At 36.0% G+C, this 23,112-nt stretch carries 17 protein-coding genes and 2 pseudogenes; 18 read left to right on the top strand and 1 reads right to left on the bottom strand.

What is annotated here, in order from left to right; all coding sequences use genetic code 11:
* Nucleotides 1-231: transposase (locus L877_RS0111065; protein WP_026835439.1), on the bottom strand; the 231-nt coding region annotated here is incomplete at its 3' end.
* Between the two features lie 434 nt (nt 232-665).
* Here L877_RS0111065 and L877_RS0111060 point away from each other — a divergent pair.
* The 18 genes and pseudogenes from L877_RS0111060 to L877_RS0110975 all read left to right on the top strand — a co-directional run bounded on the left by L877_RS0111060 (nt 666) and on the right by L877_RS0110975 (nt 23,081).
* Nucleotides 666-1,418: a hypothetical protein gene (locus L877_RS0111060; protein WP_156923035.1), complete on the top strand. Its 753-nt coding sequence runs from the start codon at nt 666-668 to the stop codon at nt 1,416-1,418.
* Nucleotides 1,381-2,592 (top strand): dynamin family protein, encoded by a 1,212-nt coding sequence (locus L877_RS0111055; protein ID WP_026836127.1) that lies wholly within the window; start codon nt 1,381-1,383, stop codon nt 2,590-2,592. The genes L877_RS0111060 and L877_RS0111055 overlap by 38 nt, the downstream gene beginning before the upstream one ends.
* A complete protein-coding gene (locus L877_RS0111050; RefSeq protein WP_026836126.1) occupies nt 2,589-4,940 on the top strand; it encodes a dynamin family protein in 2,352 nt (783 codons plus the stop codon). The genes L877_RS0111055 and L877_RS0111050 overlap by 4 nt, the downstream gene beginning before the upstream one ends.
* A gap of 43 nt (nt 4,941-4,983) precedes the next feature.
* Entirely contained in the window at nt 4,984-5,448 is a 465-nt protein-coding gene (locus L877_RS0111045) for a hypothetical protein (RefSeq protein WP_026836125.1), read from the top strand.
* 126 nt (nt 5,449-5,574) lie between these two features.
* Nucleotides 5,575-8,778: a helicase HerA domain-containing protein gene (locus L877_RS13130; RefSeq protein ID WP_051437837.1), complete on the top strand. Its 3,204-nt coding sequence runs from the start codon at nt 5,575-5,577 to the stop codon at nt 8,776-8,778.
* Between the two features lie 4 nt (nt 8,779-8,782).
* Nucleotides 8,783-9,691: an HNH endonuclease gene (locus L877_RS13720; RefSeq protein ID WP_051437836.1), complete on the top strand. Its 909-nt coding sequence runs from the start codon at nt 8,783-8,785 to the stop codon at nt 9,689-9,691.
* Nucleotides 9,684-10,061 carry a DUF6985 domain-containing protein gene (locus tag L877_RS0111030; RefSeq protein WP_026836124.1) on the top strand — a complete coding sequence of 126 codons (378 nt, stop codon included), beginning with the start codon at nt 9,684-9,686 and terminating at the stop codon, nt 10,059-10,061. The genes L877_RS13720 and L877_RS0111030 overlap by 8 nt, the downstream gene beginning before the upstream one ends.
* 983 nt (nt 10,062-11,044) lie before the next feature.
* Nucleotides 11,045-12,226, top strand: a pseudogene (gene tuf / locus L877_RS0111025) (elongation factor Tu); the annotation flags it as partial.
* Nucleotides 12,227-12,438: 212 nt separating this feature from the next.
* Nucleotides 12,439-13,473 carry a hypothetical protein gene (locus L877_RS0111020; protein ID WP_026836122.1) on the top strand — a complete coding sequence of 345 codons (1,035 nt, stop codon included), beginning with the start codon at nt 12,439-12,441 and terminating at the stop codon, nt 13,471-13,473.
* Between the two features lie 18 nt (nt 13,474-13,491).
* On the top strand, nt 13,492-14,505 hold the full coding sequence (locus L877_RS0111015) for a hypothetical protein (protein ID WP_207637265.1): 1,014 nt from the start codon (nt 13,492-13,494) through the stop codon (nt 14,503-14,505).
* A 167-nt stretch (nt 14,506-14,672) separates the two neighbouring features.
* Nucleotides 14,673-14,978 (top strand): annotated as a pseudogene (locus L877_RS0111010) (hypothetical protein); the annotation flags it as partial.
* Between the two features lie 290 nt (nt 14,979-15,268).
* Nucleotides 15,269-16,645 carry an AAA family ATPase gene (locus L877_RS0111005; protein WP_156923034.1) on the top strand — a complete coding sequence of 459 codons (1,377 nt, stop codon included), beginning with the start codon at nt 15,269-15,271 and terminating at the stop codon, nt 16,643-16,645.
* Between the two features lie 2 nt (nt 16,646-16,647).
* Entirely contained in the window at nt 16,648-17,250 is a 603-nt protein-coding gene (locus tag L877_RS0111000; protein ID WP_026836118.1) for a hypothetical protein, read from the top strand.
* 148 nt (nt 17,251-17,398) lie between these two features.
* Complete coding sequence (locus tag L877_RS0110995) at nt 17,399-17,872, top strand: GNAT family N-acetyltransferase (RefSeq protein WP_026836117.1); 474 nt, start codon at nt 17,399-17,401, stop codon at nt 17,870-17,872.
* 99 nt (nt 17,873-17,971) lie between these two features.
* On the top strand, nt 17,972-18,811 hold the full coding sequence (locus L877_RS13120) for an ADP-ribosylglycohydrolase family protein (protein WP_034785740.1): 840 nt from the start codon (nt 17,972-17,974) through the stop codon (nt 18,809-18,811).
* Nucleotides 18,812-18,904: 93 nt separating this feature from the next.
* Entirely contained in the window at nt 18,905-20,761 is a 1,857-nt protein-coding gene (locus L877_RS13115) for a YgiQ family radical SAM protein (protein WP_084554880.1), read from the top strand.
* Nucleotides 20,762-20,811: 50 nt separating this feature from the next.
* Entirely contained in the window at nt 20,812-22,827 is a 2,016-nt protein-coding gene (locus tag L877_RS14430; RefSeq protein ID WP_026836116.1) for a leucine-rich repeat protein, read from the top strand.
* A gap of 20 nt (nt 22,828-22,847) precedes the next feature.
* Nucleotides 22,848-23,081 carry a hypothetical protein gene (locus L877_RS0110975; protein WP_026836115.1) on the top strand — a complete coding sequence of 78 codons (234 nt, stop codon included), beginning with the start codon at nt 22,848-22,850 and terminating at the stop codon, nt 23,079-23,081.
* Nucleotides 23,082-23,112: the final 31 nt, after the last annotated feature.

Raw genomic sequence — 23,112 nt, 5'->3', positions numbered from 1 at the left:
TGCTGCTTTCTCCTTGCGTTCCTCAGCAAGTTTTTCGCGGAGGTTATCTTCTCGTTTGTTATCAAACGCTAGCGAGGCATTAGCAAGGAATTCCTTCTTCCAATTGCGGAGGAGATTTGGTTGGATATCATTTTCTACGGCAAGAACATTTAATTCTTTCTCGCCTTTGAGCAATTGGAGAACTAGGTTGGTTTTAAATTCTGCACTGAAATTTCTTCTTGATCTGGACATAATAAGTACCTTCTTTCTTGGTTTGATTATAGTATATCAGATTCATTAAGAAATGTCTTTTTCAGTGTCTTAATTTATGAGACCATTATACAACGACGTATCTTGTCGGGGCGGGAGAGTACAATATTAACAATTTAGAAGACGGATTATATAAGCGAATCTATGGTGGGAATATAGAAAAAAGTTGAGAATGGATGATATTGAAAATTGAAAACCTAAAGGGAATATGGGTAGGGTAAGTGCACCCTAAAAGGTGTTATTTGCTGAGTTGATAAGTACGTTGATAGAGTAAATCTTGACAGATTTACTCTAAAAAGAATATGTATTTTTTTACAACCATGTTGATTGGAGGTTTTGCATGATCCAGTTGTGGATCGGTTTGAGATGCATTCATTCCATGAGATGTGGTTTTTTTGTTGGAAAGGAATGAGTATATGACACGTGAAGAAAAAAGAGAATTTAAAAGCATTTTAGTGGAGTTAATAGATGGGTTTAGAAACAATAACGATGATTCTTATGTTTTTTACGAAGGAGAGGACGACGATTACAAACTATATACATATGAAAACGAAATAGAATGTGATGCAGATTTATATAATGATGATGGATTTGCTATAAAGGCTGAAGCGAAAGTTGCATGCAAAAAAGCGATAAGTGATGTACTATCAGATATGATGCATTATTATGATATGGAAAAGAAAGAGCTTATCGATGACGCTTATACGTATTATACACCTTTCAAGGAGAATTTGTTTGTTTTTCATGATAAATTTATTTCGACTTGCATAGATTCAATAAAAAAATATTGGCCTGAAGAGGAAGAATGGATAAAAGAAGCGGTAGAAGCTGAACCAATGCCCAATATGGATTATATTGCTGAAAAGTTTGATAAAGCATTTCAAAAGGTCGTAAAGAAACACTTTACCCCAATGGAAAATGAATCGTTGTCTTTGGACAGATTGCTTGAAATGTGCGACATTGATGAGGAAGAGGGTGAGTACTATTTTGATGTTGGAAATGCAACAGATTTCATTGTTTTAGAATTAGAGAAAGATATTATGAGTGAGCAGGATCTTTTCCCCAAAAGCGTGTTTAAAAAATACAGTAAAATTAAGGATGAGTATATAGGTTTGCTTTGGAGATGGATGAATGATCAATGTAATGACCTGGTTCCTTTTTTTATATAGAAATGTTGATGCAGATACGAAAGGAGTTTTTATGAGCAAAAAGAACACGAAGAAATGCATGAAATGTGGGAAAAAAAATATATCATATAGGGCTATAAAATGCCCACAATGTGGAAATTTAATGAGAAAAAATACGAAAAGCATTAAAGAAGGGGGGACAATGTGGGTTAATCAATCGAGTAGAAATATTATTGATAAAGATTTTTTCCCTGATGAGCTGCATGTGGATGTGAAAAATATTTTCCCAGTAATCATTGTTGCAAATATGTCAAGTGGAAAATCCACACTTATTAATGCGTTATTAGGAAGAGAACTTATGCCAAGTAAAAATGCGGCTTGTACATCAAAGATGTTCTCGATACTTGATGTAGATAATGCAGTTAACGACAAAATATGTGTTGTTGATAAATCGGGATGTGAATTATATGAGGAGAAAAGAGAAAGCCTAGGCGAACTCCTTATAAAGGAAAAAATTGAGTCGGCCAATGATTCTGACGAATATAAAGAAGTATTTGTGACGACAGATATAAAAAATATTCTTAATACAAAAAAAAATCTTTTGATAATAGATACACCTGGGCCCAATAATTCTAGGGATGAAAAACATGAAAGTGTTATGAAAAATATTTTAAGGAAGATACACGGAGGCTTGATAATTTATGTTATAGATGCAACTCAATCAAGTACCAATGATGGAAAGAATTTATTGAATACGCTTGCTAATCATATCAAAAATAATCCGGCAATGAGAATTGTTTTTGTACTTAATAAAATTGACCGAATCGATGATGAAAAAGAAGACATATGGGACATGGTTGTGAAAACAAAGGAGGATTTAGACAAAAGCGGCTTTAATAATTCTGAAATTATTAGCATTTCCGCATATGCTGCAACGATTTTTAAAAAGGTGTTGGATAAAAAGGAATTAAGCAGATTAGAAAAGAGAAGCTTTTTTGAATGTTATGACCTTTTTAAACCACAAGGATTTCATGCAATGAATTATTCTGTATTATCTGAGTATAGTAATCCTATTGAAGTAAGAGAAATTGATGGTGAAAGAATTTTTAATTATGAATTGTATCGTGCTTTAGAAAATACAGGATTGGCATATTTAGAAAAAAGAATTCAGAAAGAGCAAATTTTTAGTTTATTAAATGAGGAGGTAATAGTATGACTAATTTTTCAATCGAATTTAATCCATATCTTAATAGGAGCATTTTTAAAAAAGGAGAAGAAGTTTTAGCACCTAAAAGTAAAATAGGATCAAAATCTAACGAAAGAATGCAGATTCTCCTATCAGAGGCTGATAATTGGAATGGTTTAGTAGAGGAAATACTTGAAGAGTGCAATGATGATGTGAGGTTGTTATTTAAGGGAAGGAAAATAGATTTCGAAGATCTTCAGGAAAGTGTGAATTTGTGCCTTGAGAGTAAGTCTTCTGGAGATAACGATATTGAATTAGAGTTTATAGAAGTGGCAAGTGATAAAGAGTTTGTAGATAAATTGGAGAGAACTATTTATGAATTAAAAGACAAAGAAATACCTCAGTTAATGGAAAAAAATGAGGATGGACAGGATGTCTTTGATGTATATGAAGAAGCAAAAAATGGTATTTTTGAAGTTAGCGTTATAGCTACTATGAGTAGTGGGAAATCCACATTAATTAATTCGATACTTCACACAGAAATTCTTCCATCGGAGAATAAAGCATGTACTGCTACTGTTGCTCGAATACTTGATAATGATGATATGACAAGCTTTACAATTGAGTGTAAAGATTCAAAGGGAAATGTAGTACATAAAAAAACTGAAGCATATCCTGATTTATTAAGAGAGTATAACAATGATGAAAAGGTAACGTTTCTTGACATTGAAGGTGATATTCCAGCGATTTCAAGTGAAAATCTTAGATTATGTCTGAATGATACTCCGGGACCAAATAATTCTCGTAATGAAAATCATGGAAGACTAACAAAAACCATAATAAAGAATACAAATGCAATTGTGCTATATGTAATGAATGCAACAGCATTTGCCACAAAAGATGATTATCAGCTTTTAAAAGACATATCAGAAGCAATGAAAAGGGAGGGTAAACAATCCCATGACAGATTTATATTTGTTCTTAATAAATGTGATATGTTGGATGAAGGAAAAGGAGAAACTGTTAATAAGGCATTAAATGATGTAAGGGAATACCTAGCTACATTTGGAATAAATGATCCTATTCTTATACCTACAACAGCATATATGGCTCTACAAATTAGAAAGAGTAAGAAAGGAGCGAAGCTAACTCGTTTTGAAAAAAATGAATTGAATAAGGTAGATGATTTTGTGGAGGAAGAGTTATTGCATTTTGAAAAAAATGCAGTTCTTACGCCGTCTGTTAGAGAAAAACTAAGAAAACAAGTAGAAATATATCATAAAAATCATGATACATGGGATGAAGAAGCGCTTATTCATACAGGTGTACCAGCGTTAGAATGTATGATTGCAGAGTACACTGAGAAGTATGCGCTTCCAATTAAAATTCATGACGCCGTGAAGAATACTATTTTGATTCTTGATGAACTTGAACAAAAATATAATTTTGAATCAAAGATTACGGAAGATAGAGAGTTCCTTGAAAAGGTAAGAGAAGAAATAGATAGTGCAGAAAAAAGGCATAAAGATGCAAAAATTGTTGTGAATAATTATAAGAAGCGAATTGATAAATTGTCTGTAGGAAATGGCGATGAGTATGTAAAAAAGATAAAAAGAAGAGTAGGAGAACTTTCATCTTCTTATAATGGATGCAAGTCTGTTGGAAAATACGAAGCAGATGAACTCTATCATGAGTTTAAAGATGATTTAAGTGATTTGCAGGAAGAAATTGATGCTGGATTAAAAAGATCAATTGAAAAAGGGATTATAAAGACTTGTGATGAAATGATAAATGAATACAAAGGAGAAGTTGAAAACCTATTAAACAATATAAATATTTCTGGATTTGACTTTAGAAAACTATCTGCTGTTTCCAAAAATAAAAGTCATGCTGATTTTTCTTCAACCTTATCGTTGAATAAGCTAGGCGGATATGAAAAGGATGTTTATGAAACCAGAGAGCGAGAAGTCGAAAATCCAGATAAACCAAGAGGCTTTTTTGGATGCTTATTCCATCCAATTAAAGCATTTACGGAACCAGACACAATTACTGAAGAATATGAGGTAAAAGTCGGAACAAGTATAGATTTTCAAAAGTTTGTTTCTGATAATATAACGCGTATACAACGTGATATTATAAACTGCATAAAAGATCAGTATAAAGAAGTAGAAAGTGAAATTTTAGAGTACAAGAATTATTTCAAGAAAACTTTTGATGACATATACATGGTTATTGAAGATGAGTTGAAGAAACTTAAAGCAGATACAGAAAGGATTCCAGAAGTTGAGAAAAGAGTGGAGGAAAATCAGAAGATTGCTGATTTTGTAAAAGAGTACAGGAGCAAGATTAATGACTTGCTTGAATTAAAATCAGTTTGAATTTGATAAGAAGTTGAACAACTAACGAAAGCGAGGTATATTCATGAAAAAATTTGATTTGATTGAAGAGGGTATAAGGGACAATGATGTAGACACAATTCGTCAGGTTCTATGTAATTTGATATATACTTGTCAGGATTTCTCTGATAATGTTTTTGATGAGACGTTGAATTATGTAGAAAATGAAAGAAATATTAAGGTACGTGAAAGTATGCTTGAAGGTGAATTAGTATCGGCAGAAAAAAACGATTTTTCTTTTGATGATTTGAATGAAGCAGTAATCAGATTAGGAGAAAATTTCTGTTCAGAAAGAATTGATGATTGTAAAAAAATAGGAAAGTTGATAAGTGGAAATACTGAAGATTCCAAAACGCCGAAAAGGCAAAAGATGGCATCTGGTAAAAGCGAAAAAAAGGAAGAAAGCCATCGGGAGGTTATGAAAATAATTGTTCCGGTGGCCGTAGCAATATTAATTCTAATAATCGGAGTGCTACTCCTAAAAAAGTAGATTCTTGTAGGTATGAAAATAAAAAAATGAAGTGCGAAGAGTGTCCTGATCGAAGGAAATGCTCACCTTTGCAGAAAGCTCTAAAGAAAGCTCGTCGTGTGTTAAGTGGCGGAAAGGAGTAGGTCAATGGGAATGTTAGTAGATGAAAAAACAATGCAACTATCAGAATCATTAAGTTTCGCTGAGAGTGTGGTTTCAAAGAGTTATTTATATGATTTAGATAAGTATGAAATTGCCAATCTTCCTGAAGAAATAAAAGGAGTTGACATATCTGATTATACTCGTTTGTATCGCTTTGTTAGATTGGTGAAAGATTCTCATGAGGACGTGAATAGTAAAATGATATCTGTATTTAATACTGTATATTCTATTGGAGCAACAGTAGTCACTATAGTTTGTGGTGATGAAGATAGAGTTGAGTATTATATGGGCGTCGTTGATAAAAGTACGGAAAATCCTGATGTTGCTTCTAAGGGTAAGATATTTGAAAGTGCGATGAAAGGAAATTTCCCCGGAATTGAAATAATAAACCAAAAAAAGGGAAATATTCAAGGAATATTAGATAACATTGAGAGGTATGAGTATGTATCATCAGTATCAGTGATAACCTCAGAGAGAGAAGGGGATAAAAGCGAATTTGAAAAATATGTACAAGGTATTGAACACTTGGTTGATTCAATGGAGGATAGTGTTTATACTTGTGTTATTATTGCCGATCCGGTTGATGAAAATAGTTTGTTATTGTCAAGAAGAGGTTTAGAGTCAATTTATAGTCAGTTTTCGCCTTTGAAGATGATAACAAGAACCATAACTTCTTCTGATTCTATTAGTTTATCTGAATCAGAAACAAAAGGAATAACTGATACATTATCCCATAGTACGTCATTATCAACTAATTATTCAGAAACTAATGGATGGAATAAGAGTACTTCTATTACAAAATCCAAAACTGCGAGCAAAAATTATGACGGACTAATCACAGGTGCAACCGCTGTGATTGGAGGAGCACTTGCTATATCTGGGGTTGGACTGCCGTTGGCAGCGGGTGTTGTGGCTGGAGGTGCAGTTGTTGGAAAGCTAGTTGGGACCAGATCGAAAACAAAAGGAGAGACAAAACAATATGGGGAAACCCATAATGTGACAACAGGATCCACCGAAAGTTTAACAGAAACACAGTCTCAATCGAGACAGTCAAGTAATACGAAAGGGATTTCAAATACTAAATCAATTGGGGAAAACATACAGATGACTAGTGAAAACTATACAGCTAAAGCTTTCCTAGAAAAAATAGAAAATCAGATAAAAAGAATAGATAAATGCGATGGATCTGGTGCATTCAATTGTTGTGCTTATATACTCTCGAATAATCCCCAAACAACTGCCGTTGCTGCAAATATTTATAATGGATTAAAAAAGGGAGATTTGTCTTCCTATGAAGCTAGTCATGTGAATTATTGGATGGGAAATGATGCAAAAAAAGTAAAAAGATTTATCCAAAAAATGTCTCATCCACAGTTTATGAGTCCATATGACAGTAAAACACTTCTTAATGCAGCGACAATTCACAGTTCTGAGGAATTATCAACTAGTATGGGTTTACCAAAAAAATCAATAAATGGTTTATCTGTTGTTGAAATGGCTTCTTTTGGACGTAATGTCAATATATATAATGAAGCAGAATCAATCAGCATGGGTAAAATATATCATATGGGAAAGAAATGGGAAAATAGTAATGTAAGAATTGATAAGGATAGCTTAGCTATGCATACATTTGTTACTGGATCTACGGGTTCTGGAAAAAGTAATACAATTTATAATATGATAGACAACCTAAACGATAAAGATGTGAATTTTATGATAATAGAACCTGCTAAGGGAGAGTATAAAAATATTTTTGGTAATAGAAATGATGTTAAAGTGTTTGGTACAAATCCATATTTGGCAGATATTTTAAAAATCAATCCTTTTAGTTTTGCAGATAATATTCATGTTTTGGAACATATAGATAGATTGATTGATATTTTTAATGTGTGTTGGCCAATGTATGCTGCTATGCCGGCTGTTTTGAAAAATGCGATTGAAAAATCGTATTTGGATTGTGGATGGGAGTTGGTAGAGTCAAAAAATTGTTATGAAGAAAGAATTTATCCAACATTTATGGATGTGACGAGAAATGTAAGAAGTATAATTGATAGTAGTGATTATGATTCGGAAAATAAAGGAGCTTACAAAGGTGCCTTATTAACTAGACTTGAGTCACTTTCCTTTGGATTGAACAAACTCATTTTTTCTGATGATGAGTTGGAAGGAAGTACACTATTTGATAATAATGTTATAGTAGATTTAAGTCGCTTGGGATCTATAGAAACTAAGTCTTTAATAATGGGCATGCTTATTATTAAGATGCAAGAGTATAGAATGGCTAAAAAGAATAAAATGAATTCAACGTTGAGACATGTGACAGTTTTAGAAGAGGCTCATAATTTGTTGAAAAAGACATCTACTGAACAAAGCCAAGAAAGTTCAAATATAACTGGAAAAAGTGTAGAAATGTTGACTAATGCAATTGCTGAAATGAGAACTTTTGGTGAAGGATTTATCATTGCGGACCAAGCTCCGGGTCTTTTGGATAAGTCGGTTATAAGAAATACAAATACTAAGATAATATTAAGATTGCCAGATTTGGAGGACAGAGAATTAGTAGGAAGGGCAGCAAATCTTGATGATGAACAAATAAGGGAATTGTCTAAACTGCCATGTGGCGTTGCCGCTATTTATCAAAATGATTGGGTTGAATCAGTTCTATGCAAAGTAGAAAAGTATGATTGTGATGATTCAGAGTATTCATACGATATGGATGAAAAAAAAGTATCAAAGCAAAAAAAAGATTATTCTGAGTTGATTAAAATGCTTTTAAGGGGACGAGTGAAGGAAATCATAGAATTAGATTACAAAAAGGTTGAAAAAGAGATAGAAAATTCTGATTTTTCGTCAAAAACAAAAATTCAACTTAAACAAATAATGGATGATAATATAAATGCAAAGGATAGTGTTGTTTATGGGAAGAATTCTATGAATTATATTTCTGATTTGATAGTAGAAATCTTAAATTGCCGTAATAGGATTAACTATTATATGGAAATGGGTGATGATTCAAATCGTCTACAAGATGCGATTAATGAAGATATAAAAAAATATACAGAAAATTTATCTTCCGAAATTACACTTGCTGTTTCTCAGTGTATATTACATGAGGCGGTGAGAATAGATTCATCTAATTTCAAAGTATATGAGAACTGGAAGGATTTTTTTGTGAATAAAAGGTGGTGATATTATGGAAGTTTTTACTTTGCATGAGATGTCTGAAATTGCAAAAAGTAGTGTAAATGATAAAATGGCTTTTGAAAAGAGATTGGAAGTATTAGATTTGCCTATGTATTTAAGTGAATCAGAATTTAATGCTCAATCGGATCTAGGGTCAAAAAAGGTGGACACCGAAAATGATTTTGAGTATAGATTAAAAAATCTAGATGAACCATTACATTGCGATAATGACAAAAGTTTTCATAATGAGATGAAGGATGAAAAGATTAGTAATATTGAAAATGGTTTTGAGGAGCGATTAAGAGCATTAGATGAGCCATTGGAATTCAATAATGATGAAAATATGCATCTTGGAGACAATGATGTTAATCAAGTTGAGAATGTAGACGATTTATTAGAGGAGAATAAAGAAGTTGAAAAAAAGGAAAATGATTACAAAAGTGAATATGAAGAGCGAATAAATCAAACACCAAAGGAAAATAGTGAACGCGGCGAATGGGATGGACCACGGGGTGAATCTAAGTTTATCCCTAGTGATCCGGAAATTAAGGCGCTGTTGGGCAAATATGGATTAGATGGAATTGATTATAAAGATGCCATTCCGGATTTTTCGAAGGTATCAGAGTCGACGGTTGAGATTAACAATATGACTAGCAACCGTGCTGAAAACTTCAAACAATGTGACGAACAATGTGCAGAACAGTGGAATAAGGAAGGACGTGATGGTAAAAATGATTGGACGGCACGAGATGTTGCTCAATGGAGAAAAGAAAATGGTTATTCATGGCATGAAAGAAATGATATGAAGACTTGTGATCTAATCCCACAAAAAATTAATGATTATTTTGGACATTTAGGTGGTGTTAGTGAGTGTAGAAAATGTGAGCAGATGACCGATGGAGGTGATTTTGATGAATAAAATAGAATATAATTTGTGGGGAAGAGAATTTGATTTAGATATAACATATGATTGTTATAGTGATGAAGAAGTGTTGGAATCACAGAAGGAGGCAGTTAAATCATTTTTGAGGTTTTCAAAAGAAACTGATGACGCTTTAGAAAGTGTCAAAGAATACTGTCTTACAAATAATCGAAAAGAGATAGGAAGTAATAACATAGATAATATTTTTAAATATGTTGTACCCCAATATTTGTTTGTTCCAAGAGATGAGATGCATCAAACGGTAGCAATTATGTGTAATTATAAGTTTGATTTGGAGGGGGGCATGGCAATAGTATTTCAGAATGGAAAGCTTTTGGACATTGGAAAACAGGAGATAATTCTGTAAGAAATATACAGTTTTAGATTGTTCCTAGCAAACAAAAGGAGGATTGTTATATGAATTTGGTAGAGTGTCCAGATTGTGGACAGATGGTATTACCTAAAGCTGAGGCATGCCCTGAGTGTGGTTGTCCACAAGAGTTTTTTTGTAAGGATAGTGAGATGTTAAATTCGCAAAATGCCGCAATTGATGAGGAAATTATTGATTTTGTAAAGGTAAAAAAGTTAGTTTGTAGCAAGAGCAAAAATGATGAAGAGTCAGATGAATCTTCAACACCATCAATTATCTCTAACCTTGCTCTAGATGCTGCTGGAATGATTTTTGAAACTATTAATAAGGCTGTGGATTATTCATATTATAAAGAGTTTATTTGTCCTGAAATAAATCAAGAACTATATAAACATAATGAAAAGTATTTAAAAAAGAGGACAAACTTGAAAAATAATCGTTCTCCATTACGTTTGTTTTTTCAGAAGAACACACTTGGTGATGCAGGTAAAGGTATATTAAAAGATGCTTTTGTACTTGTTTTATCTAATGAATATGATGAAAAAAGGGGAGAGTTTAAATGTATTGATCCATGGTATTCTAGGCATGCTAATACTCCAAATCATGAGTTTTATGACAGGAATTTACTTAGGGAAGAAATACAAGAGTTCTATAGTATCTGTAAAGAATATGATAAAAGGGCAGGCCATATTTTTGTTTTTTGGGTTCTTTTAATTATGTATACAGATAAAGTTAGTAGAACAGATACATACATAGGAGAATTATGTATGGCTGCAAGGTCTCTTGGTATATCATATGAAGAGTTATACGAACTGTACAACTTTATTGATATGTATGAAAATCAAAATGAAGAAGTACATACACTTACTCAAATAATTGACCAATATTTAGAACCACAAAATAAAAGAGTTATTGAAAATAATACAGAAGATTATCATGTCGAGTCTTATGAAGACTCTCAAAAACAAAATAATGGTGAGAAAGAACAGTATATTAGAGATAAACCCCATGTTAACATTGGAACTATCGGACACGTAGACCATGGTAAAACAACACTTACAGCTGCTATCACAGCTACACTTGCTGCAAGAGTAGCTGGTAACGAGGCTGTAGACTTTGCAAATATCGACAAGGCTCCAGAAGAGCGTGAAAGAGGTATCACGATTTCAACAGCTCGCGTTGAGTACGAGACAGCAAAGAGACACTACGCACACGTTGACTGTCCAGGACATGCTGACTACGTTAAGAACATGATCACTGGTGCTGCTCAGATGGATGGAGCTATCCTTGTTGTAGCTGCTACTGACGGTGTAATGGCTCAGACAAAAGAGCACATACTTCTTTCTCGTCAGGTAGGTGTACCTTACATCATCGTATTCATGAACAAGTGTGACATGGTTGATGACGAAGAGCTTCTTGGGCTCGTAGAGATGGAGATCACTGAGATTCTTGAAGACTATGAATTCTCAGATTGCCCAATCATAAGGGGATCAGCTCTTGGTGCTTTGGAAGATCCTAACAGCAAGTGGGGAGACGCTATCATGGAGCTTATGGATACTGTTGATGAGTATATCCCAGATCCAGAGCGTGATACAGATAAGCCATTCGTGATGCCTGTAAAGAACATTTTTAATATCCCAGGCCGAGGTACTGTTGCTACAGGACGTGTAGAGGCTGGTACACTTCACCTTAACGATGAAATCGAAATTGTAGGTATCAAAGATGAGACATTGAAGTCTGTTGTAACTGGTATCGAGATGTTCCACAAAGAACTTGATGAGGCTCAGGCCGGAGATTACGTTGGTGTACTACTTCGTGGAATCTGGAAGACAGAGATCGAGCGTGGACAGGTACTTGTTCAGCCAGGTACATTGACATGCCACACAAAGTTTACTGCTCAGGTGCACGTGTTGACTAAGGACGAGGGTGGACGTCATACTCCACTCTTCAACAACTATCGTCCACAGTTCTACTTCCGTACAACTGACGTAACTGGTGTTGTCGAGCTTCCAGAAGGAATAGAGTGGTGCATGCCTGGTGATAACGTAGAGATGACAATCGAGCTCATCCACCCAATCCCTATGGATCAGGGTCTTACATTCGCTATCCGTGAGGGTGGACGTACAGTAGGAGGGGGGCGTATAGCTAGAATTCTTGAATAATTGATGTATCCCCTAAGGCAATTTTTTAGCGTAGCAGTTTTATGGTTGTTACGCTTTTTTTACTTTAGTTGAAATAAAACACATCATACAGAGCCCTGATTTCATCAGCAAAAATAATTTCTTGAAATCAAGATTATATGGACAGAAAATGTCCACTCTCAGCATTATACTTAAGACAACAAGGATTTTTATTAAAGAAAGGGCGTGGACTTATGGACATTTTTTCTTTTGTAAACTCATCGGATATCAGAGAACACCTTAAAAAACTAGATTACAAGTTTAATTCTATTGAGACTTCATGGTTGATTTACCAATGCAAGTCTCTTTCGTATGTAGATAAGAAAAAGGCGTGGTTAGAGCTTATCGATACTATGCCTGACTGTGAGATAGATGAGAGACCGTGGTGTAAGTCTAGAAAAAGTCTTCATGATTTTCTTAGAGAGTATATTGCGGCAAATGATGAGTTGATTGAATGGTTTTATAAGGAAGAGCTTGAAGGAAGATATGTTTATACATACTCATTTTACTATAAGGGAGACCCGGGGTGGACTGAGGAACACTGGACTTCTTATCCATCATTACAGGCTTGTATAGATGCATTTTATAAAGATATATATGATTTGGGTGAAATTTATGGGGGTACTCCTGAGGAAAACGGAATTGAAGAATATGAGTTTCGAAAGCAGTCGTTAGATAACGTTGAAGACGAAATGAGAATAAGATTTATGGGTAAGGGGGAGCCGGATTTCGTGGAATTTTATGCAGAATTAAAAGAAGAAAAGTGGGAAATACTGCACGATTTTTTTGAAGGGCTTTGGTTAGATTTCCCAACGCCATTCAAAAAAGGTGATATCGTTTGGGTGCCTGAAGATATGGATAATATAAAGTGGGATATGGACGGACCATTTGTCTTAGAAGGCATTAGCACATGGGAACCAGCAGAATATATGAAAAGAAGTGGTGATAATTCAGATATGATAGCTTATGGGTATTTTGTAAATGATGTCGATGGAACTATATATAACGAGGTTTCACATACCTACATGAACTTGGAATTCTATAGAGGAGATTGTACCGGAAATATGAAGATTCTCCCTGCACTTAGTAAGTATATAAAAGGTGAAGTTGATATCGTATTTTTGTTGACTGTATACAGGAAAATCATGTTTGATCTAGCTTCTGATCACATAATGCTACACAGCTGGTTTCCTAAGGAGTGGATCAGGGATGTGGGGATAGAAATATAGATCTCTAAGTTAGAGTGAATGGGGGAAAAAGATATGTATGATGAAATCTTGGATAGGGTTGTTCCTTCTAAGTATCTCAGAGAATATTTAAAGAGATTGGGACCATGTATGGGAGTATCGTATATTGAGGATATCGTGTACTGTTCTCCGGTTTCAATTGATACAAAGCTGGAAATCCTTGAATCCATTAAAGATATCGTAGAGCAAGATGAACACAACAAGACTCTTAGCGATGGCACGAAGCAAGCAGAAGATTGGGTGAAGTTTAGACACGAAGCAAGATTGGAGGACTATGATAGACAAATTAAGACCATCAAGAAATCTCTTGAACTAAAAGAAGGAGAAGGTGTGTTTTCTGTCGAGATATGTGGACTATATGAGATAGAAGATATTGACAATTTATCATTTGAAATAATTACTTCCACATTTAAAGGCGCTCTTGATTATATTGATAAGTGGTATTCTACGGAAGAACAGAGAAATGTATGGGCCAGTATTACAAGATGGATTATGTATAAGGGAGAGTATATGCCGACTTGCATATATACTGTCCATAATGGTGTCATTATAAATAGTTGTTTTAGTGATGAATATGTAGAAGATGCCGGTTTGAGAACACATATAGATGACAGGGAGATACACACTTATGTGCCATATAAACCAGGAGATTTACTAGAAGTAAAGGGGGGGCCATTTGTCCCGGATCAAAGAATAGTAATTATTGATATAGGGGATAATTGGGATTGTTGCTGTGTGCAAGGGATGTATCTTGATGAAGATGATGGGGAAATCAGAATCAGAGCTGTAAAGCATGGAATGATTAGATATTATATGAAATCATTTATGGAGGTTTCTCCATTGTATACCGCAGATTTTTTTGTTGGGCCACTTAAACCAGAAGAAGCAATACTAAAGAAAGTGAGCGATTTTCTAGGCGGGGATGAAAAGAAAGGACGGAAAATGCTTTTGGATAATATGTTCGGCTGGACAGAGGAAGAAATGAGTGAGTGGATTGAAAATTATAGAGGGTAGGAGTGTGCTACTGCAGTATAGTCAAGTAAACAATCACCTCATTTCAAAAACTCCGCACTTATTGAAATAAGAATAGACAAACAACCACCTTATTTCAAAAACCACTGTACAACTTGAAATAAGAATGGTAAAATATAAGTGTTATTTCAAATTAGGAGGCGAATAATGATTTAGCAAGGTTGGATACAGCGGCAAAGCTTATACCAAGTGCAGAACTGTTTATCTCCATATATGTTCGTAAGGAAGCGCTGTATGTAGCACAAAGCTGCATGTACAATCAGATTTCTGTTGTTGGGAATATCAAAACTTTTGATGCTATCAGAAACGGTATGAGGGTGATTGATGAACAGTTGTTGTTACTAAAATCTGTGGATGAACTTGAATTGGAAAAGTGGGAAAGTCTGAGAATGATTTTGGAAATCTTGGATGGATTTTATGAAAATTGTGATTCTTTGAAATGCAGCAAAGTGTAATAAAGCTCGTTTACGAGCGCAGCCAGATTTGAAAAATCTGTTTTATGGGGATGGGGGAAAATTTCCCCAACGAGCAAAGTTGTACAAGAGTACACTGCTCGCCAAGTTGTGAAAATAATAGTGAATTCTAGTGTTGGACTCTGGTATTTGGTTTTACCGGAGTCCTCTTTTTTATGTGTACCATTTCTGATTTCAAAACATTGTTGAAGAAGTTGAATGGAACTAAGACGAAAAGAGTGCGAAAAATGATATAAAAAGCAACAAAAATCGAGAGGTTATTGACAAAAAATGTGAAAGATGATATGATGAGCGTGGAGGTGAATGGAATGTTCACATATGTTAAATTAAAGAATTTCAAGTCATTTAAAGATGTTACTTTTGACTTCAAGAATGGTGGTAAGGGCGCCAAGCATTTTGTTTCAATTTATGGGGAAAATGGAAGTGGCAAGTCGAATTTTGTGACAAGTATTGATTTCTTACGAAAATCAATCGATTCGTTCCGAATGGCGACACAAACAGAGAGATTTCAAGAAGTAATAAAAGAAAAAGATGTTCCTTCTGAATTGATTGAAATGATACTGGATACTACTAGTATCCAAAAAAATAGAGAGGAGTGTAGGATGGTCGAATGTGGAGAGCCTACAACAGTGGAATATGGTTTTGAAACAAACGGACATGAAGGCATTTATACACTTTCATTTGATGAACGATTTATATATGAAAAACTTTATTATTTTACAGGAAAACAACGAGGTATTTTATTTGAAATAGATTATAGAGAAACAAATCCTAAAATTGTGTTTTCTAGTAAGTTATTTTCAAATAAAAAGGTTGAAGCAGAGATTAGAGATGAAATTAATAAATACTGGGGTAAGCATTCTTTGCTGAGCATTTTTCAAAAAGAAACCGAAGAAAAAAATGAAGATTACGTGAAGGAAAATTACTTGGAGTACACGTTTGATTTTCTTGATATGTTACATGACACAACAATTCATTGTAAGAAATCATCTTCTTCAGGTAGTGAAGTGTGTGCTGGTAAGCCAACTAACGTATTAGAAGATTTGAAGGAAGGTAAGATAAAGCTTGAGCATGAGGCATTATTGGATAAATCAGAGATAATAATTAGAGATTTTTTGACACAAGCTTATGCAGATATAAAAGATGTTTATTATGAGCGAAAGAATCAAGCTGAGACAATTTCATATAAACTATTTGTAAAAAAGATGATAGGTGGACAGATTAGGACGATATCTGTTTCTAATGAATCGGCTGGAACACAACATATCTTAGAGATAATAAGATCTTTATTAGGTGCATTTTGTGGAGTAACAGTTATTTATGATGAAATAGATGATGGAATACATGATTTATTGTTAAAGAATGTATTGGAATCAATGCTAGATGATATTAATGGACAGTTGATTATAACTACGCATAACACGTACATGCTTGAATCAATAGATATTAAATCGGTGTATCTTATCAACGTCGATTATAAAGGAAATAAGGAAGTAAAGTGCTTAGATAAATATCCTCGAATTCAAGGTTCGAATAATCCTAGACTCATGTATTTAAAAGGATTGTTTGGTGGAGTACCGATTGTAGATGTATTAGACTATGATTTAATTATCGATGAACTAGATACTGCAGGAAAGGAGGAAGAGTAAGTGTGTCTCATAACTTCTTAAATTATACTAGATGTGCTGTAATAGTTCACGGAAAATCGGAATATAGTTTGGTTAGGTATATATATACTAATCTTCACCTTCCAGTAAAAGTTATTGCTAAGGACAAGGGTAAAAGTAGTATTCAGATTAATGGACTAAAGAACATGCTGAGTAAAAAGCCGTTTAAATCATTGAAGGAAATGGCTAATGAATATGTTATAGAGTATGATAAAAAGTCAAAAAGCCTTAAGAATTTTAAGCTTTTTATCATCATGGATACAGATGACTGTGATGATGATACTAAAAGAAAATATATTTCGGGAGAATTGTTTAAAGGGCATCCTCTAGAAGATTATATTGTTCCTATTTATAATAATTCTAATTTAGAGGATGTAATGCTCAAGGCAGGAATAATGGTAAAGAGAATCGAGGATTCTCAAAAAGGTACATATTATAGCAGGATTTTCCCTATAAATACGGATCCAATAAGTGCGGATACGTTAAATCAGGTGCGTGAATTTGCAAGCAAACTCAATGGCATAAAAGAAACAAATATGCTTTGTTTTATAGAGTATTGTTTTGGACAAATTTCAGAATCGTTGTAATGTCGCAATAATTGACGTAATAAAATGAAACGATTATTATTCCGACGAACAGATTATAAAATTTGCATCTAAATGTTCTAAAGTTGGATATAAAGAAAGCGATGAAATTGATAAAATCTATAAGAAATTTATTAAGGAGTGAACCACAATGAACATTATTTATAAGCGCCTAACAGAGAATGAATTAGACAGAATAATAAAAATGAGAATAGACCAGTTGACAGAGGAGTATACATCTGAGGGCAGAACGGTTCCGAAGGATGTTAATCTCGAAGCATCGCTGATGGATTTTTATAATAGAAACATGGCTGCGGGCACCTACGTTTCCTGGCTCGCTTTTGATGGGGATAAGATAGTTGGAACGAGTGGTATGTCATTTGCGGAAAAACCACCGTACTTCACGTGCCCTACAGGAAAACTGGGAATTCTGTCAAGTATGTACACTGATCCGAATTATAGACGATGTGGCATTGCCACTGAGTTACTGGATAGAGTAGTGAAGGAAGCTAAGGACTATGGTTGTGGAACAATCTATATTACGGCTTCTGATATGGGTGTAAAGTTGTATGAATCATATGGTTTTAAGCACAATGGAAACTTTATGAAGTATGACTTTGATTAACATGGCAAGGTAAACTCCCGCTTGACCATTTTCCTTCCAGATTGTGCTATATTTGCATTGTAACGATAAAATATTCATTGAAGATAGGAGTTGATTACAATGTATGGTGCGATTATGGGAGATATTGTTGGAAGTAGGTTTGAGTTTGACAGAGGAGATAAGACCAAGGAATTCAGGCTTTTTACCGAGGAGAGTGAGTTCACGGACGACACTGTTATGAGTATAGCGGTGGCTGAAGCGCTTATAAAGCATGACGTAGGTGATAGCAGTGCTTCGGAGGAAGTTATTAAGTATGATATAATCCAAAACATGAAGCGTTGGGGGAGAAAGTATCCCGATGCCGGGTATGGTAATAACTTTAGCAGGTGGATCTTTTCAGCCGACAGTGAACCATATGGCAGTTATGGCAATGGTTCTGCCATGCGTGTTTCATCAGTTGGATGGTTATATGACTCACTTGATAAAACGCGAGAGGTGGCTAGATGGACGGCTGAGGTGACGCACAATCATCCTGAGGGGATCAAGGGTGCTGAGGCAACGGCATCGGTCATATATCTTGCGAGAAATGGATACGATAAAGAATATATCAGGGATTATGTCGTGCGAGAATTTGCTTATGATTTATCGAGGAATTGCGATGAGATAAGACCCACATATCATCACGTGGAAAGCTGCCAGGAGACTGTTCCGGAAGCCATTACAGCCTTTTTAGAGGGGCAAAGTTTTATAGATGTAGTGAGGACTGCGGTATCGCTAGGCGGTGACTGTGATACACTTACCTGTATAGCAACAGCTATGGCGGAGGCTTACTATGGTTTTCCGAATGAGCTAATTCCCGAGATTGAGAAGAGGCTTGATAATGACTTGAAAAGCGCATTATGGCGATTTGATAAAGTTCGTAACTCAGTTTGTAAGACTGAATTTAAGAGAAATGTTTGAAACCCATTTATTCACTATACAGATTGAAATAATAATGGTAAAATAAAGGTGTAATTTAAAGTTCTAAGAAAAGATTCATAACGGAGGAAAAAAATGTCTGACTACCTACCAATCTGTAAAGAGGATTTAGAAAAGCAGAATATAGCACAACTTGATTTTGTCTTCGTTATCGGAGATGCTTATGTGGATCATCCGTCTTTTGGTCCTGCGATTATCAGCAGGGTTTTGGAGGCTCATGGTTATTCGGTGGGGATAATCTCCCAACCTGATTGGAAGGATCCAGACAGTATATCCATTCTTGGTGAGCCGAGATTGGCCTTTTTGGTCTGTGGTGGAAATATGGACTCCATGGTTAATCGCTATTATGTATCGAAAAAGCGTCGTACAGTGGATGCCTATACTCCCGGTGGAAAGGTTGGGAAGCGTCCCGATCATGCCACTGTGGTTTATGGTAATCTGATTCGTAAAGCCTACAAGAACATCCCGATAATTATTGGCGGGATTGAGGCCAGCCTGAGGCGTATGGCGCACTATGATTATTGGTCGGACTCTTTTAAGAGGTCAATACTCCTTGACAGTAGTGCAAATCTGATTTCCTATGGAATGGGAGAAAAGTCGATTGTGGAGATTGCAGATGCGCTTGACAGTGGGCTGAATATTTCCGATATTACGTTTATCAAGGGAACCGTGTACAAAACCACGGATGAGAGTTTGTTTTATGATGAGATAAGACTTCCATCCTATGAACAGATGAAGGAAGAAAAGCGCTTTTATGCTGAGAGTTTCAAGGTACAGTATGACAATACGGACCCTTTTACGGGGAAGGTGTTGGTGGAGGAGTATCCCTACGGAGTTTATGTGGTGCAAAATCCCCCACAGCCGCCGCTTTCTGTGCAGGAGATGGACGACATATATTCACTTCCCTATATGAGAAATTATCACCCTTCTTATGAAGCGGAGGGTGGAGTGCCTGCCATATCCGAGATAAAGTTTTCGTTGATTAGCAATCGAGGTTGTTTTGGCGGATGCAATTTTTGTGCCCTGACATTTCATCAGGGGCGCACCGTGCAAGTGCGAAGTCACGAGTCAATCATCGAAGAGGCCAAAAAGATAACAGCTATGCCGGATTTTAAGGGATATATCCATGATGTGGGTGGACCGACGGCGAATTTCAGGCATCCATCCTGTGAGAAGCAGTTAAAATACGGTGTTTGTAAAAACAAGCAGTGCCTCTTCCCAAAACCATGTGAGAATCTCCACGTGGATCACAGTGATTACCTGGCTCTTTTGCGCAAGCTCAGAAAACTGCCCAAAGTGAAAAAGGTCTTCGTGCGTTCAGGTATACGCTTCGACTATTTGCTTGCAGATTCGGATGATACGTTTTTCAGTGAGCTTGTAGAACATCACATCAGTGGTCAGCTAAAAGTTGCGCCGGAACATATCGCAGATCCGGTGCTTATGAGAATGGGAAAACCTGAAAACAAGGTATATGAGCGTTTTATCCAGCGCTATAAAAGATTAAATAAACAAATGGGAAAGAATCAGTTTGTAGTTCCCTACCTGATGTCATCCCACCCTGGAAGTACGATGAAGGAGGCTGTGGCCCTTGCGGAATATTTGCGAGATTTCGGCTATATGCCGGAACAGGTGCAGGATTTCTATCCGACGCCGTCCACCATGTCTACGGTCATGTATTATACAGGAATCGACCCCCGAGATATGAAGCCGGTTTATGTGGTCAAAAACCCGCATGAGAAGGCGATGCAGCGCGCACTGATTCAGTATCGCAATCCCGCTAATTATGATTTGGTCTACGAGGCACTGGTCAAGGCAGGGAGAGAAGATCTGATTGGTTTTGATAAAAAGTGTCTGATTCGGCCAAGGCATAAGGCTGCATCACAGGCTAAGAAAGACGGCAAAATGTTCGCACCAAAAAGAAGAAAACCATAAGAAATGTGCATAAAAAGAGAAAAAAATCTTAATTGTGAAAGGAGTTTTTTATGAAATTGTTAAGAAAAAGGATAGTAGGTATAGTGCTAGCACTAGCTCTGATAGTTGGCGTAGTGCCGGGGCAGGTAGTGCGTGCGGGAGATGACTTGATTCAAGTAAATGAAGTTACGGCAACATCGGACATTTCATCTATTCTCAAGGTAGGAAATACAGTTAAAAATCCAACCCTTGAAGTCAATACTGATAAAGGCAGCGTGCCTTGGACCAATCAATGGAGTTTGAAAAAAAAGAATGGTGATACATGGGATACTTGTAGATTTGGCGATGCTATTACACAGGGAACCTATAGATTTGTAATTGAATTTGGCTTGTTTGGTAATGAGAACAGTAAATATAAGTTTTCTGAAGAAACAGCGATAACTGTTGATGGACAGCTTTGGACGAATGATACAGTTGACGAAGAGGGTGTATTTATTTATGCAGGTTCACCAGAATATGAAGTGACAGAAGAAAATGACGGGCTAGTGCATGAAGTGCACTTTGAAGTTCCTGAGCCGGAAGCAGGAGAATTGCCATCTAACAATATTAAGCTTACCACAGTACCTGCAAATGCATTTACTTCTCAATTTGTCAATAACTTAGAAAGTGTGGCTAAAGATAGATGGAAAAAATCAACGGGCAATGAGGAACCGGTTGCGATGGAAAGTGGAGAGGCTTTTGAAGCGGGATATTATTATACAACAGACATTTCATCAGTTTGGGCGGTGACTTATATTGTTGCGGCTATTTCCGGCACTTTGTATAATACTGATGTGGCAAAAGACATGGCACCGGATTTTAAAGTATTCATTAACGGTGAGGAAGCAACGAATACCGAGTCCAGTAGATTTCAATGTAAATATGATTTGAAACAATGCAAAATCAAAATGACCGGGAATGGTGTTTGGGAATATACCGGAGAGCCGATCAGACCTGAGCTGGATGTGAGTCTGGATGGTAAGGAACTCACGCTGGGAACAGATTATACACTTAGCTATAGCAATAATAAATTTCCGGGAAAGGCAACAATCAATGTCGAAGGAATAGGTTGGTATAAGGGTTCTGAGACATTAGATTTTGAAATTGAATTAAAAGAAATGATATCAATCGATAAGATTGAGGCAGAAACCAGTATACCAATAACTCCTATTGTCGGAGCTGAAATGAAAAACCCAGCTTTTAGCGTTACTGTGGGAATGCCAGTGGAATATAATTCTGGAGGAACAGTAAATTGGAAGAGAAAAGATGGTGATTTGTGGGTACCATGTTTTTGGGGAGACAAATTTACATGCGGAACCTACAGGCTTGAAGCCATGTTTGGACTATACGGCGGGGAAAACAAAGTTTGCACTATTCCAAAGGTTTTTTCGATGACGGTAAACGGAGAAAAGTGGAAGACAGATAACTATAAGGATATGGGAACTTACGGTTGCTTTATTGCCACATCCCCAGAATTTGTAATAGAGCATGATTGGGGAGATTGGAAAGTTTCAGTTCCGGCAACTGAAACAAAGGACGGAATAGAAATTCGAGTTTGTAAGAATGATCCAACTCATACAGAAACTCGCATAATTTCAAAATCAAAGCCTGCTGAAACTGCAGCACCATCATCGACACCAAAGCCTACTGAAACTGCAGCACCATCGACGACGTCAGCGCCAGGTTCAACTGTTGCACCATCGACCGTCTCTAAGCCGGTTGCACCTGCTTCAGCCCAGATCAGTGAAAAGCAGACCAAAGTCACAGAAATCAAGGCTAATGCCTTTAAGAATAATAAGAAGCTTAAGAAAATAACCATAGGAAAGGACATCAAAAAGATAGGCAAAAATGCATTCTATGGTTGCAAGAACCTTAAGAAGATAATTATCAAAACAACTAAACTGACCAAAAAATCAGTTGGAAAAAATGCTTTTGCCAAGATCAATGCCAAAGCGAAAATCAAGGTGCCTAAGAAGAAATTGAAGGCATACAAGAAAATTCTAAAGGCGCGAGGTGTAAAGGGCAAAAAGCAAAAGATTAAGGCGTAAACTTAAGAGGTTATGGGAATATGGAAATATGGAAAGGCGCCCGAGGGGCGCCTTTCTCACATGCAATAGGGTGGATGGGTATTGCATGTAAAATTCCAGACTTGATTGATAGGAGAGAGGGGCATGCCTATTTGAAAAAGAAGGATTTGGCATGCCCCGAGAGTGGAAAAGACTTGATTGATAAGGAGTTAGGGGCATGCCTATTTGAAAAAGAAGGATTTGGCATGCCCCGAGAGGGGGATAGACTTGATTGATAAGGAGAGAGGGGCATGCCTATTTGAAAAA

Origin of the sequence: Eubacterium xylanophilum ATCC 35991, assembly GCF_000518685.1 — a bacterium.
GTDB lineage: Bacteria > Bacillota > Clostridia > Lachnospirales > Lachnospiraceae > Eubacterium_F > Eubacterium_F xylanophilum.
Note: the sequence above shows the minus strand (reverse complement) of the source record. Positions and strands in the feature narration are given on the sequence as shown.